This window comes from Cytobacillus solani (assembly GCF_006704205.1).
In the GTDB taxonomy this organism is placed as follows: domain Bacteria; phylum Bacillota; class Bacilli; order Bacillales; family Cytobacillaceae; genus Cytobacillus; species Cytobacillus solani.
This window is the reverse complement of record NZ_CP041305.1, coordinates 5,174,447-5,190,303: the sequence shown is the minus strand read 5'-3', so window position 1 is coordinate 5,190,303 and position 15,857 is coordinate 5,174,447. Positions and strand designations below refer to the sequence as shown.

The 15,857-nt window shown below is 34.2% G+C and carries 20 protein-coding genes and 1 other annotated feature; of the genes, 11 read left to right on the top strand and 9 right to left on the bottom strand.

All coding sequences use genetic code 11. From position 1 onward, the window contains the following. Positions 1–20 precede the first annotated feature (20 nt). Complete coding sequence (locus FI644_RS26610; RefSeq protein ID WP_156319096.1) at positions 21–191, bottom strand: hypothetical protein; 171 nt, start codon at positions 189–191, stop codon at positions 21–23. Positions 192–848: 657 nt separating this feature from the next. Between FI644_RS26610 and FI644_RS26070 the strand changes: the two genes are divergently transcribed. Both FI644_RS26070 and tyrS read left to right on the top strand, forming a co-directional pair. Further along, complete coding sequence (locus FI644_RS26070) at positions 849–1,361, top strand: MarR family transcriptional regulator (RefSeq protein WP_053477492.1); 513 nt, start codon at positions 849–851, stop codon at positions 1,359–1,361. A gap of 14 nt (positions 1,362–1,375) precedes the next feature. Beyond that, positions 1,376–1,594: a binding site (T-box leader), on the top strand. A 44-nt stretch (positions 1,595–1,638) separates the two neighbouring features. Next, positions 1,639–2,889, top strand: a complete 1,251-nt coding sequence (gene tyrS, locus FI644_RS26065; protein ID WP_053475362.1) for a tyrosine--tRNA ligase — start codon at positions 1,639–1,641, stop codon at positions 2,887–2,889. 142 nt (positions 2,890–3,031) lie between these two features. On the opposite strand, the gene FI644_RS26060 is transcribed toward tyrS, so the two are convergent. Continuing rightward, positions 3,032–3,565 (bottom strand): hypothetical protein, encoded by a 534-nt coding sequence (locus FI644_RS26060; protein ID WP_053475363.1) that lies wholly within the window; start codon positions 3,563–3,565, stop codon positions 3,032–3,034. A gap of 166 nt (positions 3,566–3,731) precedes the next feature. Here FI644_RS26060 and FI644_RS26055 point away from each other — a divergent pair, with 166 nt between their 5' ends. After that, a complete protein-coding gene (locus tag FI644_RS26055; protein WP_231690043.1) occupies positions 3,732–4,292 on the top strand; it encodes a CBO0543 family protein in 561 nt (186 codons plus the stop codon). Positions 4,293–4,321: 29 nt separating this feature from the next. Here the strand turns inward: FI644_RS26055 and FI644_RS26050 are convergent, their stop codons facing one another. Further along, positions 4,322–4,510, bottom strand: a complete 189-nt coding sequence (locus FI644_RS26050) for a DUF4177 domain-containing protein (protein WP_053475364.1) — start codon at positions 4,508–4,510, stop codon at positions 4,322–4,324. Positions 4,511–4,921: 411 nt separating this feature from the next. On the opposite strand from FI644_RS26050, the gene FI644_RS26040 reads away from it, so the two are divergent. The 3 genes from FI644_RS26040 to FI644_RS26030 all read left to right on the top strand — a co-directional run bounded on the left by FI644_RS26040 (position 4,922) and on the right by FI644_RS26030 (position 8,030). Then, a complete protein-coding gene (locus FI644_RS26040) occupies positions 4,922–6,481 on the top strand; it encodes a glycoside hydrolase family 10-like protein (RefSeq protein ID WP_056683654.1) in 1,560 nt (519 codons plus the stop codon). A gap of 324 nt (positions 6,482–6,805) precedes the next feature. Continuing rightward, the gene (locus tag FI644_RS26035; RefSeq protein ID WP_181758158.1) at positions 6,806–7,330 is read left to right on the top strand and encodes a nucleotidyltransferase family protein; all 525 of its coding nucleotides are present in this window, start codon (positions 6,806–6,808) and stop codon (positions 7,328–7,330) included. Between the two features lie 217 nt (positions 7,331–7,547). After that, the gene (locus FI644_RS26030; protein WP_246066982.1) at positions 7,548–8,030 is read left to right on the top strand and encodes a GyrI-like domain-containing protein; all 483 of its coding nucleotides are present in this window, start codon (positions 7,548–7,550) and stop codon (positions 8,028–8,030) included. 432 nt (positions 8,031–8,462) lie between these two features. Here FI644_RS26030 and FI644_RS26025 read toward each other — a convergent pair whose 3' ends face one another. Continuing rightward, positions 8,463–9,131: a DUF4097 family beta strand repeat-containing protein gene (locus tag FI644_RS26025; protein WP_053475367.1), complete on the bottom strand. Its 669-nt coding sequence runs from the start codon at positions 9,129–9,131 to the stop codon at positions 8,463–8,465. Positions 9,132–9,324: 193 nt separating this feature from the next. On the opposite strand from FI644_RS26025, the gene FI644_RS26605 reads away from it, so the two are divergent. From FI644_RS26605 to FI644_RS26005, 5 genes are all read left to right on the top strand, one after another. Further along, on the top strand, positions 9,325–9,468 hold the full coding sequence (locus tag FI644_RS26605) for a hypothetical protein (protein ID WP_053475368.1): 144 nt from the start codon (positions 9,325–9,327) through the stop codon (positions 9,466–9,468). A gap of 74 nt (positions 9,469–9,542) precedes the next feature. Then, complete coding sequence (locus FI644_RS26020) at positions 9,543–10,298, top strand: MerR family transcriptional regulator (RefSeq protein WP_053475369.1); 756 nt, start codon at positions 9,543–9,545, stop codon at positions 10,296–10,298. A 13-nt stretch (positions 10,299–10,311) separates the two neighbouring features. Beyond that, entirely contained in the window at positions 10,312–10,968 is a 657-nt protein-coding gene (locus FI644_RS26015) for a GAP family protein (protein WP_053475370.1), read from the top strand. A 230-nt stretch (positions 10,969–11,198) separates the two neighbouring features. Next, positions 11,199–11,744 (top strand): helix-turn-helix domain-containing protein, encoded by a 546-nt coding sequence (locus FI644_RS26010; RefSeq protein WP_053475371.1) that lies wholly within the window; start codon positions 11,199–11,201, stop codon positions 11,742–11,744. Then, entirely contained in the window at positions 11,737–12,678 is a 942-nt protein-coding gene (locus FI644_RS26005) for an alpha/beta hydrolase family protein (RefSeq protein ID WP_053475372.1), read from the top strand. The genes FI644_RS26010 and FI644_RS26005 overlap by 8 nt, the downstream gene beginning before the upstream one ends. Positions 12,679–12,724: 46 nt before the next feature. Here the strand turns inward: FI644_RS26005 and FI644_RS26000 are convergent, their stop codons facing one another. The 5 genes from FI644_RS26000 to FI644_RS25980 all read right to left on the bottom strand — a co-directional run bounded on the left by FI644_RS26000 (position 12,725) and on the right by FI644_RS25980 (position 15,800). Next, positions 12,725–13,582, bottom strand: a complete 858-nt coding sequence (locus FI644_RS26000) for a manganese catalase family protein (RefSeq protein WP_053475373.1) — start codon at positions 13,580–13,582, stop codon at positions 12,725–12,727. A gap of 15 nt (positions 13,583–13,597) precedes the next feature. After that, positions 13,598–14,113 (bottom strand): DUF3189 family protein, encoded by a 516-nt coding sequence (locus tag FI644_RS25995; protein ID WP_053475374.1) that lies wholly within the window; start codon positions 14,111–14,113, stop codon positions 13,598–13,600. Between the two features lie 75 nt (positions 14,114–14,188). Beyond that, the gene (locus FI644_RS25990; RefSeq protein ID WP_142108969.1) at positions 14,189–14,533 is read right to left on the bottom strand and encodes a hypothetical protein; all 345 of its coding nucleotides are present in this window, start codon (positions 14,531–14,533) and stop codon (positions 14,189–14,191) included. A 401-nt stretch (positions 14,534–14,934) separates the two neighbouring features. Continuing rightward, positions 14,935–15,114, bottom strand: coding sequence for a hypothetical protein (locus FI644_RS25985; RefSeq protein WP_142108968.1), 180 nt, complete (start codon positions 15,112–15,114; stop codon positions 14,935–14,937). Positions 15,115–15,272: 158 nt separating this feature from the next. Continuing rightward, complete coding sequence (locus FI644_RS25980; RefSeq protein WP_056683680.1) at positions 15,273–15,800, bottom strand: CBO0543 family protein; 528 nt, start codon at positions 15,798–15,800, stop codon at positions 15,273–15,275. Positions 15,801–15,857 lie beyond the last annotated feature (57 nt).

The following is a 15,857-nucleotide window of genomic DNA, read 5'->3' as shown; positions in this document are numbered from 1 at the left end:
AAAAAATCCAGATGCAATAATTAGGTGGATAATGGTCTGTTTTCGTTTTTTTTCTGAAAAAATTCGATTGCTTGATATGTGTTAGCTATAACTATTGCTGCATAACAAACTGTTAATGCCCGGTCAAATTGACCGGTAAGCAGAAAAATAAATATTAAAACTAATAGAATAAAACCAAATACCTTTTTCAAAATGATCTCTCCTCATACTTACATATTCCTAGTAATTGCTTTTGTACAGGTGAGAATTTTTATAAAATGAAATTTTCAAAATAAATAGAGGGTTTCCCCTCTATTCGCTATCGTAAGGTTGTAGTACATAAGCTTCCTTGTCACAACAGGAGGGACAAATTGGCTCGTTGTTTATATATGTCATTTTCTCAAAACTAGCTAGTTCTCCACATTCTTTACAAACGATGAATTCACTCAAAATAATCACCCTTTCAATGATTTAATATTAAGTGTATTTGGACAAGAGCGTTTTTATGAAAGAAGCTTTTTTAATTATAATTGAAAAAAGTGATAACTAGGTAAAAATTAAACGACAAAATCCTCCTCGTTCTTCAACTATGACAATCAAAAGATTATATCCATAAAAAAGAAGGAAAAAGTTGAATACTGTTAAAATTATTCATAACACTAACTTAGTTATTTGGAGCGAGTACTAATACGAAATAATCAAATAAAAACATAACTTTTTACAGTAAATGCTTATTATATGGCTAAAGTATATCTGGCAGAGAAACTATTGAATTTATAAATTTAATAAAATGTTATTGCATTCATAAAATTCTTTTGGTATTATCGTTTCATAGCTAATGATTTTGAAAATTAACGAGGTGAGTGATTATACATTCATTTAATGAAAATGGAGAATTGCTTCCCGAAGAGGTAGATACAATCAATCTCTTAACTAAAATCCCAATTGAATCGTTAAACTTAGATGCAATTGCTGTGGTAACAAATATTTATCGAATTGCACAAGGATTAAGAACAAAGATGGAACGTGAAGTGTTATCCGCATATGGGTTATCGTGGACCTCATTTTCCATTCTTTATGATTTGTGGATATGGAATTCATTAGAAACAAAAAAATTGGCTTTATCAGCTGGTATCACAAAAGCAACAGTAAGCAATATAACTAATACACTAGAGCGAAAAGAATTATGTTTTCGAAAAGTTGATAACAGGGACCGAAGAATTACCTTTGTAACCATAACGGAAAAAGGGAAACGGGTAATGGAAGAATTATATCCTCAATTTCATGAAAATGAAGTTGATATTGTCTTGAGTTTGAGTGTGAGTGAACAAAAAGGCATTTCAAAATTACTTCGAAGAGTTATTAGAGAGAACAATTTTTGATATAAATGAATATGCGAAAAGCAATGAGAGGAAATCTAGTAGCAGTTATCTCCCTGTAATCAGAGAGTCAATGGCTGGTGTGAATTGACACAAAGATAACGCGAATTACATTCCTTGAGCTTTCTTTGCGAAAAAAGCAGCAAAGAACGGAAAAACCGTTAAACGTTGAGTGGAAGGATCATATCCTTCAATAAGGGTGGTACCGCGTGTAAAAGTTAAGCCACGTCCCTTTTTAGGGGATGTGGTTTTTTTATATTATTTTTTAGGAGGAATGAAGATGAGTCATTTAATGGAACGATTGACTGAGAAACAACGAACAGAAGTAAAGCGACAGATGGCAATTTACAGCCAAGGTGTGCAAGAAATTATTCCAACGGAAGAATTAGAAATTAAAATAGCCAAATCAATAATTGAGAATCGTCCTTTAAAAGTAAAACTTGGATTAGACCCATCTGCTCCAGATGTACATCTTGGTCATACGGTCGTTTTAAATAAACTTAGGCAGTTTCAAGAAAATGGGCATACCATCCAACTAATTATTGGTGACTTTACTGGGAAGATTGGCGATCCAACAGGTAAATCAATAGCTAGAAAGCAACTTACAGATGAAGACGTTAAGCATAATGCAAAAACGTACTTTGAACAATTTGGAAAGATCATGGATATGTCGAAAGTAGAGCTGCATTTCAACTCCCAGTGGTTGTCTAAATTGAATTTTGAGGAAGTCATTCAATTAGCAGGGAAAATAACAGTTGCTAGATTACTGGAAAGAGATGACTTTGAAGAACGGATAGCTTTTGGGAAACCAATTTCTCTACATGAATTCTTCTATCCTTTAATGCAGGGATATGATTCAGTCATATTAGAATGTGATATTGAACTTGGTGGAACAGACCAGCATTTCAACATTTTGATGGGAAGACATTTTCAAGAAAAGTTTGGAAAAGATAAGCAGGTTGCATTATTAATGCCGTTAATAGAGGGGCTTGATGGTGTAGAAAAGATGTCTAAATCAAAGAAAAACTACATTGGTATTGATGAAAGTCCACAAGAAATGTACGGAAAAGCGATGTCTATACCTGATGAGTTAATGGATAAGTATTTTGAGCTGGTCACAGATCTAACGCCTGTACAAATTCAGAAAATCAAAGAAGAAATTAAATCAGGAATACTGCACCCAAGAGATGCAAAAATGCTACTCGGAAAGACGATTGTAAGAATGTATCACGGGTTAGATGCAGCAGAACAAGCAGAACAGCATTTTATTCAAGTCTTCCAACAAGGTAGTATTCCCGACGAGATTCCAGTGATTGAATGGAGAGGAAATGAAGAAATTTCTGTAATCGACTTACTTGTGAATGTAAAGTTGTTCCAATCCAAAAGTGAAGCCCGTAGAATGATTGAAAATAGAGGTATAAAGATTAATGGTGAAAAGGTACGGGATGTTCAACAGCAAATTTCCATTACTGATGGATTAATTATACAGGTTGGTAAGCGGAAATTTGTGAAAATGATAATCCAATCATAGTGTAATTAAAAGTTATACTTTATAGAAATTCATACAAAAAAATCATATGAAATAGCAGGTTACTAATAGAGAAACTATCTAATTCAAATGGTAAAACAGCATCTTAATACAAGATGCTGTAGTAAGCTGCATTGTTAAAAAACTAGGCTTCTATTTCAACATATTCTTGTAAGTTTTTAGCAATGCAGTTATTAATTTTTTTAATAGTAAGAGGGGATGTATGTTCAAATAAGCTATACAGAGATTTGATGGATGCAAGAAGTACTTTGTTTTGATCTAAATCTTCACGTTTAATGGAAAAGGTTTCTAATGTTTCGGGATAGTGATGTCGTTTAAGTTCTAATTCTATTTTCTCAAGAAGTGAATGCATGGATTCGTCTTTAAAATACTTTATACCAGCTTTGATGGCTGACCAACTTTTAGGTTGAGCCATTAAATAAGCACTCCACCAAAAAAATTCGATATGTGACTTACTTACATGTTTGTAAAAAACATAAAACATAAATAATGCTCTTTGACCTTCTGATAGTTCCTCATAAAATTGTTCTTTAATCCGATTGAAATCGGTTTGTTCCGCAACTTTCTTTTTATAAAGCTTAATAAGTGGTTCAAAGCATTTTTCGCCTAGATTAGCACCCGTAAAATCAATGTCTTGTTTTTTCATCGCTATTTGCAAATATAATCACTCTCCTCCCTATATTATACAACATTTGGAAATGGAAAATGAATAAGTAAGGGATTAAAGAATGGTTTGTTCATTTAACACTCAAGAACAAGAATAAAAAAACATCAAGTCTAATATTAAGAGGTAAGTATTAAGGAATAAAAAGGGTGTGTGGAGAATGACGTTTCAAGAGGGATTAAAGCAAGTTGAAAAAGCAAATAAAATAATTGTCCATGCAAACGAATTAATTGTTGATGCAACGATTAATGCATTCCTATTCACCTGGAGCTGGTGGGTATCGTTAGCAATGTTAATTGTACCATGGATTCTATGGGCAATATTCCGAAAAAGGGAAAGCTCGGCACGACTACTATTTGTTGGATTTATTATAATGATTTTATCGACAAACTTAGATGGAGTAGGAGTCGACTTTGGCAAATGGACGTATCCTGTTAAAGTAATCCCGTTGCCTACAATAAGCTATTCCTTTAGAAATTCAGTAATACCGGTAACGATTATGTTTTTACTTCAATATAAGTCCCATGTGAATCCATTTATTAAGGCACTTTTGTTTGGAGCTTTCGGTGCTTTTGTAGGTATGCCAATTATGTCTATGCTAGACCTATATAAAAAAGTAGACTGGGCCTATACCTATTCTTTTTTAATTCTAACTTCTTTATATTTAGTTGCTCACTTGTTTAGCAGAAGGAGAAGCTTTGAAATGATTGGCGGCAAATAAAATATTGGCAGGCTCGCGGCCCGCCTTGCTTATCCAAGTTTCCTTTCGAATATTAATTCCATAGTGATTGCTTGGCCGCCTGCGGCAAAAGGGGGAGTTAGAATTTGGTGGAGCCTCCATCCTTTGCGAGCGTGCTCATGAATAATCTCATGGTAATCTTCTTTAGGATAATTACTAAAAGAACCTACAGCAACATCGACAAACTTGTATTCATACATAAACATCACTCCTTAGTTTTTCTTGTTTCCAATACTACGGTAGATTGGGCTAAATAGTTTCATGAAATATTGTTAAACCATCTTAGAATTTGTTTGGCTTTTCTACCTTCATAGAAGATACTTCACCACATTTTTTGCAAAATGTAAGTATTAAGTTAGAGCCTAGAGAAAAAGTCTTGTTGATTGGTCTGACTTTTGCGTAACCATCTAAACGGCCTTTAGTAAATTTTGTACTACCACAGGCTTTGCAAGTTTGAACCTGATTAGTCATAGTAACACCCCGAATTTTTAGTCCTACTTAATTATATAATACTCTGAAAAATAATTTCATTCATATAATAATTGACTATCCTTCCAATAATTGTGAAAATGAGAGGGTCATAGAGTACTACTATATGAGGAGGACGAAGAATGAAGGTAGCAAAAAAAGCGGCAATCATTTCGCTTATTCTTGTCTTAATGGGGACGTCATTTATACAATTTCCTAAACATGGACAAGCAGAAACTATAACTACATACAAAAAAAGAGAGCTGCGAGCTGTTTGGATCGCTTCAGTAACGAATATTGATTGGCCTTCGAAAAAAGGATTATCAATAGAAAAACAAAAACAAGAGTTTACGAAGCTATTAGATGAAGCAGAGAAAATGGGAATGAATGCTGTTATTGTCCAAGTGAAACCAACAGCTGATGCGTTTTACCCTAGCAAGTATGGTCCGTGGTCTGAATATTTAACGGGTACTCAAGGAAAAAATCCAGGCTATGATCCACTTGCCTTTATGATTGATGAGGCTCATAAACGTAATCTTGAGTTTCATGCTTGGTTCAACCCATACAGAATTTCTATGAATCACACGAATATTAAACGTTTATCGGCAGATCACCCTGCTAGAAAACATCAAAATTGGGTTGAATCATATGGAGGCAAGCTCTACTATAACCCTGGACTACCTGAGGTAAAGAAATTTATCATTGATGGAATTTTAGAGGTTGTAAAGAACTATGATATTGATGGTGTTCATATGGACGACTACTTTTATCCTTATAAAGTAAAAGGAAAAGATTTTCCTGATACGGCAGAATTTAAAAAATATGGTAAAGGGAAGTTTAAAACAATAGCGGATTGGCGTAGAGATAATGTAAACCAGCTAGTCCGGGATTTGAATAAGGCAATTAAAAAGGAAAAGCCTTATGTGAAATTCGGGATTAGCCCATTCGGAGTATGGAGAAACATTGCCAAAGATTCGACAGGTTCAAAAACAACAGCAGGTCTAAGCAATTATGATGATTTATATGCCGATACAAGAGAGTGGATACGCAAAGGTTATATAGATTATATTACTCCGCAAATCTATTGGAATATTGGCTTTAAGCCAGCGGCTTACGATATTCTACTAGACTGGTGGGTTAAAGAGACGAGCGGTAAACCCATTCACCTTTATATTGGACAAGCAGCTTATAAGATCAAAAATGATTCTAGTCCAGCATGGAAAAATGCTGAGGAGTATCCTAAACAAATTTACTTAAATCGTCAATATGATACATTCATGGGCAGCATGCATTTCAGTTTGAAGGATTTAAATCGAAATCCACTTGGGATAAAAGATCGCTTAACAAATGATCTTTATAAGCAGCCAGCGTTAATTCCAACAATGCCTTGGCTCGATAATATTTCACCGCAGCAGCCAATTCTTCAAAGTGCTGCACGTACAATGAACGGCATTGAGCTTACGATTGAGGATCATCCTTTAAATCAAGATTCAACATACTATGCCATTTATCGAATAGATGGGGATAGTATAGAAAGCATTGATGACTCGGCTTATTTAGTAAAGACGATTCGAAAAACAGCAACACAGCAAAAGTTCCTAGATAAAACGGCAGAAATCGGAAAAAAATATACGTATGTAATTACATCCCTAGACCGACTTCATAATGAAAGTGATGCAAGTAGTGCAGTAATTGTGCAATAAAAATATAATCAAAACCTTCTTGATCATAATGGGTTAAGAAGGTTTTTTTGAAAACCGAAAACTGCACCTGAAACTAAACAAAGAAAATAGAGCATCTTAAAATGTGTAAAAAGCATGGTCCATTAAAGATGTGTTAATTCAAATAGTTTGCTAGAACATATTAAGTACAAGAGTTTGGAACTATCGAAACACAAGAGTGAAAAGTTTTATTGTAGACTTTATTTTGCAAGATGATTTAGAAATTTTCAGTGAATGATGATTAAGGAGAGATTCTGTGAAAAAAATGAGGAGAAACTAGTAGAAATTATAAGTAACAGTTACCAATTGAAGAGGTTATTCGAGATACTAAAAGAATCAAATATCCCTTTTAATTATTACATCGGTGCTGGTTGTATTACAAACACTATTTGGAACCATTTATCTGGTTATCCGCTAACTTACGGAATATCTGATGTAGATGTAGTGTATTTTGATAATAAAGATTTAAGCTTAACAAGTGAACAAAAATTTACTGATTACCTGGTTGATAAAATTGGAGATTTTCCCTTTCGATTAGATGTTAAAAATCAAGCCCGAGTTCATCTGTGGTATGAGAAAAAGTTTGGCTTTTCAATTCAACCCTATGTATCACTTGAAGACGCGATACATAGTTGGCCAACAACAGCTACTTCATTAGGGATTAGGAAAGAGCAGAGTGATTTATTTAATATTTATGCACCATTCAATCTGGATGATTTGTTTTCCATGATAGTCAGACCTAATAAGCGTATGATCACACGTGAAATCTATGAAAATAAAGCGATTAAATGGCATAAAAAGTGGCCGGAATTGACCGTTATTCCATGGTGAAATTCTATGAATAGGTGGAGTATCTTAGTGAATGTTTAAAAGGTCAAGAAATACATGTGAATTGCGAAGCAACGTATTTTAGAGAAAGAGTACAAGATTTTTAGAGTAAGGTGACCAGGTCACCTTTTTTTATTTCGCAAGTGAAGCAGATTTGTAAAAAAAGAAGGTAATCAAGTTTCATATGTAGAAACTGTAAAATATCGGTAATGAAGGGGGAATGAAAGTGTCGGAAATAACAAAGCAGGATATGACTATTGAAGAACTTGATGAATTAAAGCTAGTAGGGTTTCGAGTTTTGTGTTCTGGTGACCAATATATAGTTGAAATTCCTAAAGCATCATTTCATTTAAGCAAGCGGATTAATGAGGTCAAACATATTATCAATCCATTACAGCAATTTGGTGCATTTTTTGTAGAAAATAAAACGCCTGATGAAGATGGGTATTGGGTTGGTGTTGAAGTAAAAGAGTTTGAGGATATACCTACTGATATGGTAACAATAACAGTCCCACCTCAAAGATATGCTGTTGCTAGGCATAGTGGTCCTAATTACAAAATAATGGAAACATATGATCTTTTACATAATTGGATTGAACAGAACAAATATACAAGATTGAAAAATAAATGGAATATTGAAAAGTTTTATGATTGGAAGAATACCGAAAAAGTAAATGTAGAACTGTTTGACACGATCGAGTGAAATCCCAAGGTACGAATCAGCAATCTCTTTTTTTATAGTTTAGTGGAAGTTGAATGGAATAAAATATAGAATTGGCTAATTTAGTAAATCATTCATTTTCCGGAGGTAATTATGGGATATATAGAGGAACAACTGAAGTAGGATTTTTTAAGGTTAATGAATTACCAGAGGAACTTAATCCCCTTATAAAAAATTTAATTAAACAATATTCTCAGTTATCATCAATTTAAGTTGGTTTTGGGTATTCCTGGAATAGAGTTTGTGAAGATGGGCTACTAAATATGATCAAATTTTATATATCTATATTCAAAATACAAGAGAAAGAAACTATTTCGATCAATCTGTTCAAAATAGTTTCTTTTTGTGTGTTATGAAATATGACTAAAAAAGATAATCAAATGATATTCAATCGCATAATGTTTGTCTACTGCTCTAATTTAATGAGATATTACCTGAAGAGGTTTCTAGCTTTATCTCATAATTTGCGTTCCCAATTGTTCCGCGTGTTTCTTTCCTGCTTTGTTGAACATTTTCCAATGCATAACCGACAGAATGTCTTCCGCTGCTGGATTTAAGGTGTAGTGTGGCATCGGGTTCATCCTCATTTAAAAAAACATTTATATTCCCACTTGTTGTTTTAACATTGATATTACTTTTAAATTGAAGAAAATCAAGTTCTACCTTGCCGCTGCTTCCATTTACTCGAATGTTATGAGCTTGCAAATTTTCCCCCAATACGTCACCTGAAGAGCCATCAAGTATGATTTCTCCTGTAAATTCAATAGGAATACGAACTTCCAATTGAGGTTTTTTACCGATCTTAAATAATCGGATTAGATCCTTTTTCTGTTGAATGGTTACTTTATGTTTTTCCTTATCTATTGCTATACTCGGACCATTATCATGTAATAACATAGAAACCTCCAAATGATCTATATCTGCTGAAACTATGTTGACATTTGTACTCCCATAATCAATTAGTATGGTATCAATATCCTTAAGAGAAGCTATTTGAAGGTCTTCTCTTTCATTTTCTCCCATACAGGCACTTAAGAAAATGACTGCAGGAATAACAAGTATGATCAAACAGGTTTTCCTCATTACACATCACTCCTTTTATTGGATATCATGATAAAGCGTTACGCGACGTCAATTACAAGGCATATGTAGAAAATTAATAAATAATTAAATAAGACTTGAAAGTTACGCGACGTCATTTTATATACTGTTTTTAGTAACGACTAAGCTGCATTCTTTCGTGAATGGAGATTTAAAAAGATGTGGAGGTTTTTTGATGAAGAAGAAAGATATAATTATTTATGGCTGTGTAATCATAGGTGCAGGAATTGGGCTGATTATTGATCATCCCTTTCCAGCTGTATTAGTAGGACTAGGCGCAGGCTATCTGCTTCAAAGTTTTTTTTCTAAAGAAAAATAAGATATAGAATGATTAAATTGTATAAAGTATTAATCCGTTGAACATTTTTAAAACAAAGTAGAGGGGGATACTCGTTGATTCACATTAATAAAGTTAGAGATCTGACAGGTGTTACAGTGAGAACACTCCGTTACTACGATGAAATTGGTTTATTAAAACCAGCATCCAAAACAGAAGGCGGTCATCGTTTATATACAAATGAAGAAGTAAAAAAACTGCAGCAGGTTCAATTTTTAAAAAAAGTTGGATTTACATTAGATGAAATTAAGAATATGCTTGCTTCCCCCGATTGGGATTGGTCGAAAAGCTTAAAGAGACAATTGTCTTATGTTATAAATGAACAGGAAAATTTAAAGAAAACAGAACGTGCATTAAGAGAAATGATCCATGGAATTGCAATAGAAGGGGACGATGAATGGATAGCCATTCATAAAATCATGCGACTTTCTAATAATGATAAGGAAAATCAGAAATCTTTTCGCGAATCTATATTTAAAGGAAAAGACAAGGAATTATTGGATAAGGTTCCTAGTATGACTAGTGAAAGCTCTGAAGTATTAGAATGGATTGCGCTATTAGGACAGTTAAAACGCAACATGAAGAATGGTCCGGAAGCATCTAATGTTCAAAACATCATTAGAAGAATGGATGAAAAGCGTTTAGAGGAATTTGATGGAGAGGATGAATTTTTAGATAAGCTTTGGAAGGTAAGGATGTCTTCAGAGCAATCAGAGAAACTGGGATTATACCCGATCGGTGAAGATGTTCTTGAGTTTATGAATCAGGCATATGCCATTTATTTAAAGAGAGGTAAAGCTCAGAGGGAATAAGGAGGATAAATAGGTGAATGCAGAACTGCTTGTTCTCATTGGGGGATTAGCTCTATTAGATACGTTAAGTCCATCAACATTGGGGGTAACTGTATATTTGCTTTTAACGGATAAATGGAAGTTGAAACAGCGTTTATTCATTTATTTATTAACGGTAGCGGGATTTTATTTTACTGTTGGTGTCCTTCTTATGCTAGGCTTGGACTATTTGTTTGATACATTTTCTGGCATCATTCAAAATCGTATCGTGAGCTGGACGGTCTTCATTATTGGAGCGATATTATTCATTGTCAGTTTTTATATACCAGCGAAGAAAAATTCAGAACTGCCTGCACCTAAGTCTAGAAGCATTCTATCAATGGTTGCATTAGGCATCACTACTTCAATAATAGAAGTAGGAACTGCATTTCCTTATTTTGCAGCTATCGGAATCATGACTACTTCAAGTCTTTCATGGGTGGAATGGTCTGCCATTTTAGTCGGATACAATTTCATCATGGTTTTGCCCCCATTAATATTGTTTATTCTCTATCTTATGATAGGTAAGAAAATGCAAAAGCCTCTCGAGAAGATAAGGCTGAAAATTGCGGAGCACTCTGGATCGGCGCTTTCATGGATCGTTTGTATCGTCGGGATCATCTTAATTTTCAATAGCCTGGATTATTTGTAGGCTGCACGAAGTGTAATAGATATATTGGATTATCAACCCCTTTACATAGTTGATGGATATAGCATACAAATAAAAAAAATAGTTCCACTTGATGGTGCGATTGCTGATTAAAGAGCAATCGCTTTTTTATTACCTGGCAGCCAAGCAAAAAGAAATACGAAAAAATGATTGTTATTTATTATTAATATTGATAATATTATATAAAGTGATAATAAAGGAGACGAGCGTTTATGAATAAGGTAGAAATCATCATGCATCCAGTACGTTTCAAAATTATCCAAGTGTTCCTTGATGGATTGAGTAAAACAGCAAAAAAGGTCGCAACAGAATTGAAGGATGTTCCTCAAGCTTCTTTATATAGGCAATTGGATGCACTAGTTAAAGCAGGGGTTTTAATCATAACGGAAGAAAATCAAATTCGCGGTGCAGTTGAAAAGGTTTATTCATTAAATGTGCCTTCAGTAAACATGACAAATGATGATGTAAAAGAACTGACTAAAGAAGAACATTTGCAGTATTTTCTATTCTTTACTGCACAAATAACTTCTGATTTTGAGACATACCTTGATATTGGCGATATTGATTTTCTTCGAGATGGGGTTGGCTATAGACAAGTTGCCTTACATCTCTCAGATACAGAGTTCCTTGATTATGCAAAAGATTTAAGAAAGGTGTATGAAAAATATATGCAAAATACTCCTTCATCAGAAAGAACAAAGAGGATTATTTCAACGATTACTATGCCTAAAAAGGAAGGGAAGGCAAAACATGAATAAGAGCAATGAAGTAATTATCCAAGCGACTTATCCGCTAAGTGGGACATTAACAATTCCTGACGAATCCAACTCTACATTCCCAGCCATTTTAATCATTACTGGTTCAGGTAAGGGAGATCGAAATGGGAATCTAAAGAAAATGAAGATGAATATCTACAAAGATCTAGCTGATTTTTTAACATTAAGAGGATTTGTGACTTTGCGTTATGATAAAAGAGGAACTTCTCAAAGTGGAGGGAACTTTCTTGAAACAGGGCTAGCAGATTTAATTGACGACGCTGTAGAGTGTATTAAATTCTTACAATCTCACCCGAAAGTAGATAATAATAGAATCCTTATCTTAGGCCATAGTGAGGGAGCACTCATTGCGCCTGCTGTCTTTAATAAAATCCCTGTTTCCGGCCTTGTTTTACTTGCTGGTGCAGCTGAACCGTCCAAAGATTTGCTTCCTAGGCAAAATGAACTGGCATACGCTGAATTAAATCGGAAAAACGGGATAAAAGGCTGGCTTATTCGAACATTAAAAGTAACAGAAAAAGCAAGAAAGCAAAACAGCAAAATCCTTACGAAAATTATACATTCTGATAAGGCAGTAATGAGACTGCAGGGTGTTAAACTGAATGCAAAATGGTTACGGGAGATTTATGCTTATAATGTCTGTGATTATTTAAAAGAAGTGACGTGTCCAGTTTTGGCAATAACTGGTGAAAAAGATATTCAAGTACCTCCAGAACATGCTAAATTGATGGCTGAAATGGTTAAAGGTGAAGCTGAGTGGCATATCATACCTGATATGAATCATATTTTCCGCAAGTATGAAGGGCAGCACACGATGCTTGGGTTATTGAAAGAATATAAATCACAGCTAAATCAGCCAATGGATAAAGAATTATTAGATGTGTTGGGCACATGGCTGCAAAGAAATACCAATTAAATGAAGTGACACTTTTAAAGCAATAAAAAGGAGCCTATACAGGCTCTTAATTGTTTAGGTCATAAAGTCCAGGTGCATGTTCATTTGGCATATCCGGCATTTCTGGTACAGGATATCCTTTTGGCGGTTCAGTGACCATAAGCTCTCCGCCATTCCTGCTTGGTGTATTACCTGAGAAAATTTCTCCGATTAAAGTATTGTCCAATCTAAAATTGAATTGAGCATTGTGGAAGCCCATTTCGACATACTTTCGACATTCAGGGTATTTATTCAAATCATAGTTAGGGATTGGAAAAAGTTTCCCCCAATCTACCCCTAACGTTTCAAGAGCCTTTGCGAATGCATTTTGGTGAGCATTGTCTCTCACTATTAAAAATGCTATTGTTTCTCGCAGGGTTTTGTTGCTGCTCATTTCATATATTCTAGATTTTTGGAGTACACCAGTTGATTCTAAGACGACATTATTAAGTAAATTAGCTGCTAAATTGCCATGGTCATAGACCCAAGAGCCATTCCAAGGATTCCCGCCAGCGTCAACCGGAAGGGATGCTTTAGCACCCATGATGTAATGATGAGGATTTGCACCATTTTCTATCACACCATTTAAAGGGGCACCGTCAGCAGCTTGATTACCTGGCACCTCCCCGCCAGACTCATTTAAGAGTTGATTAATTGTTGTCTGGACAAGTTCTACATGACTTAGTTCTTCTATGAATACCCCTCTAATAAGGTCGCGATATTTCTTTTCTTTCCCTCTAAAATTGGCACTTTGGAAAGAGAACTGCATCAATGTTCGCATCTCACCAAATTGCCCTCCGAGAGCTTCCTGAAGAACTTTAGCTGCATGTGGATCTGGTTTATCTGGAACGATCATATTGATTAGATCTTCTCTATAAAAATACATAGTAACTTCCTCCAATTACTTTTGAAATTGTTTATTGTCCAACACTACAATCTGGTCTTCTGTTGAAATAAGTGCTGCTTGCTTAGTAGTTTCGACCAATTCATAAATATTATTTAAGCATTTTTTTGCCCCTTGAACTAATAAGGGTACGCCAATGGCATCCATTCCTAATCCTCGGGAGAAAAAACCACCAAAAGACATGATAGTAGGCACTGTTGGCGAGGTGTTTGAAAAAACCAATCGCTCTTCGATATTAAAATGTTCAAAAAACATGAGTCCTAGGCTTTCAAGCGAAGGGACCACAAGTTTTTGAGATTTTCTGCCTATCGTATATACAAGATGTCCGTCTTGATCTTTGCCATGAAATATTAATTTTCCAAAATCTTTCTTTGTCAATTTATTGAAATAAGGGACAGCCAGGATTTCTTCTTTAGTTAAGGGGAAGGATGATGGACTAATAATTTTCAAATGAAGTGCAGCGGCTAAAGAAGTAGTATGAGTACCACCGTAATCATTATAAATAAATATCATGCTATCAGCCTTTCTAAAGTTACTTTGTTAATAGCATGACCAATTTTAAAGTGAAACATGACTATAATGTGTTTCTTATGTTGGATCATAACTGGTAATAAAGTAAGATCCCATGGAATATCCCGTAATGAAAGGAAACATGATATACGGATAAATCCACAGACCAAATTGTAATCCAACAGAATCAAATGTTAAAGTAATGATCGCCATAAAAAAACCTGCACGAATTAGATCACCAGTATATTTGGGGTTGTGTAATTTCCACCATAAAATCCAAGGCAGCGTGCTTAAAATAAATGCTAACCACCATCTTGGTGTGAAAAGTATCATTTGCTGCCATTTCTCTATAAATGAATGATGAGCGTGATTATAGTTTGAATATATTTTTAGAATATCTATATGTATTTCAGAAGTTTTCATAGACACCCCAACCATACTAAATTCTAGTTTCCGAGCAAAGACCTGAATCTTGTGTGTAGTCAATTATGTGGAGGATTGGTCTTGCTCGGTATTGATACAATGCCCACTTTACTTGAGGTATATGCATTTTCCATGTGAAATAAGGATGAGGGAACGATAATATATAAGAATGTTTACAGGTGCTAAATTTAGATCCGTTAGATAGTGATGGCAAACCAGTTAAGGCAGTAACAGTGAGATTAGAGAAAGATGTGTTAATAAGTTGTTCTCTTTTCTAAATTGAATTTTCGTTCAGGAACGGATAGCAAGAGGATAGGTGAAAGGAGGAGAGTAGGAAATAGACTTTATAGTATGTTTCCTTTAAAAAAAAGGCACCAGTAAGTGCCCGCAAATAAATATGGTTAATTACGTTTGTAGTCAGTATATGGTTTTATCTCATTTATCATTTCGCCAACAGAAGTAAAAGTTTCATCAACTACTTTGTTGATTTCATCTACTGCTTTGTATATTTCTTTTGATTGAGGATGATTTTTGTCAATTATACCAATAATAATATTTTTCCATTGAAAATATTTTTTCATTACTATCGCCTCCTAATAAGGAGTATAGAATACGACGCTACGTGAGTTTCAACAAAAAATATAATTTTACAAAAGAATTATGTATTTTCATTAAAAAGAACCCGAATTGGGTTATTGTCTTGATGTTACCCAGTCCAGAGGTCCTTTCCTCATGGTATTTAATTCATTCCTGAAATAGGCACATCAAACAATTTCCAAAAACTAATAATGATAATTACAGAAAGAACGATTGCAATTCTAGGGTACCTATAATGAATCAATAATATTAAAAAGATTATTACATCAAAACATAATGACCAGAGTAAATTCCAGTCATAACTATGTGAAAAATGGCCAAAAATCAGAAGGTTTACCACTTCCTTTGAAAAATATATAAAAACCCATAAAGAAATATATAAAATTTTCTTGAGGAGTGATTTACCTTCGGGAAAGTTACCTAGGTACATGACCACAGTGCTTGGATAAAGAATTAACATAGCAAACAAATTAATAAATGTATGGTTAGGCAGCCAGCGTTTATCAAAGGAAGGAACGTATTCCCATAATAAATAATGGTTAAGTAAGAAGTTATATAAAAGGTCACCAATAATGAAAAAAAGGATAGTCGAATAATATTTTCTCCAATTTTTCCAGTCTCCCCAAAAAAGGGATGCAATTAAAAAAAATATTCCAATAATAGAATGCATTTTAACCATCCTTCATTTAGTCATAGTGTTATCTTGCACAAGTATACAAGGAATAAT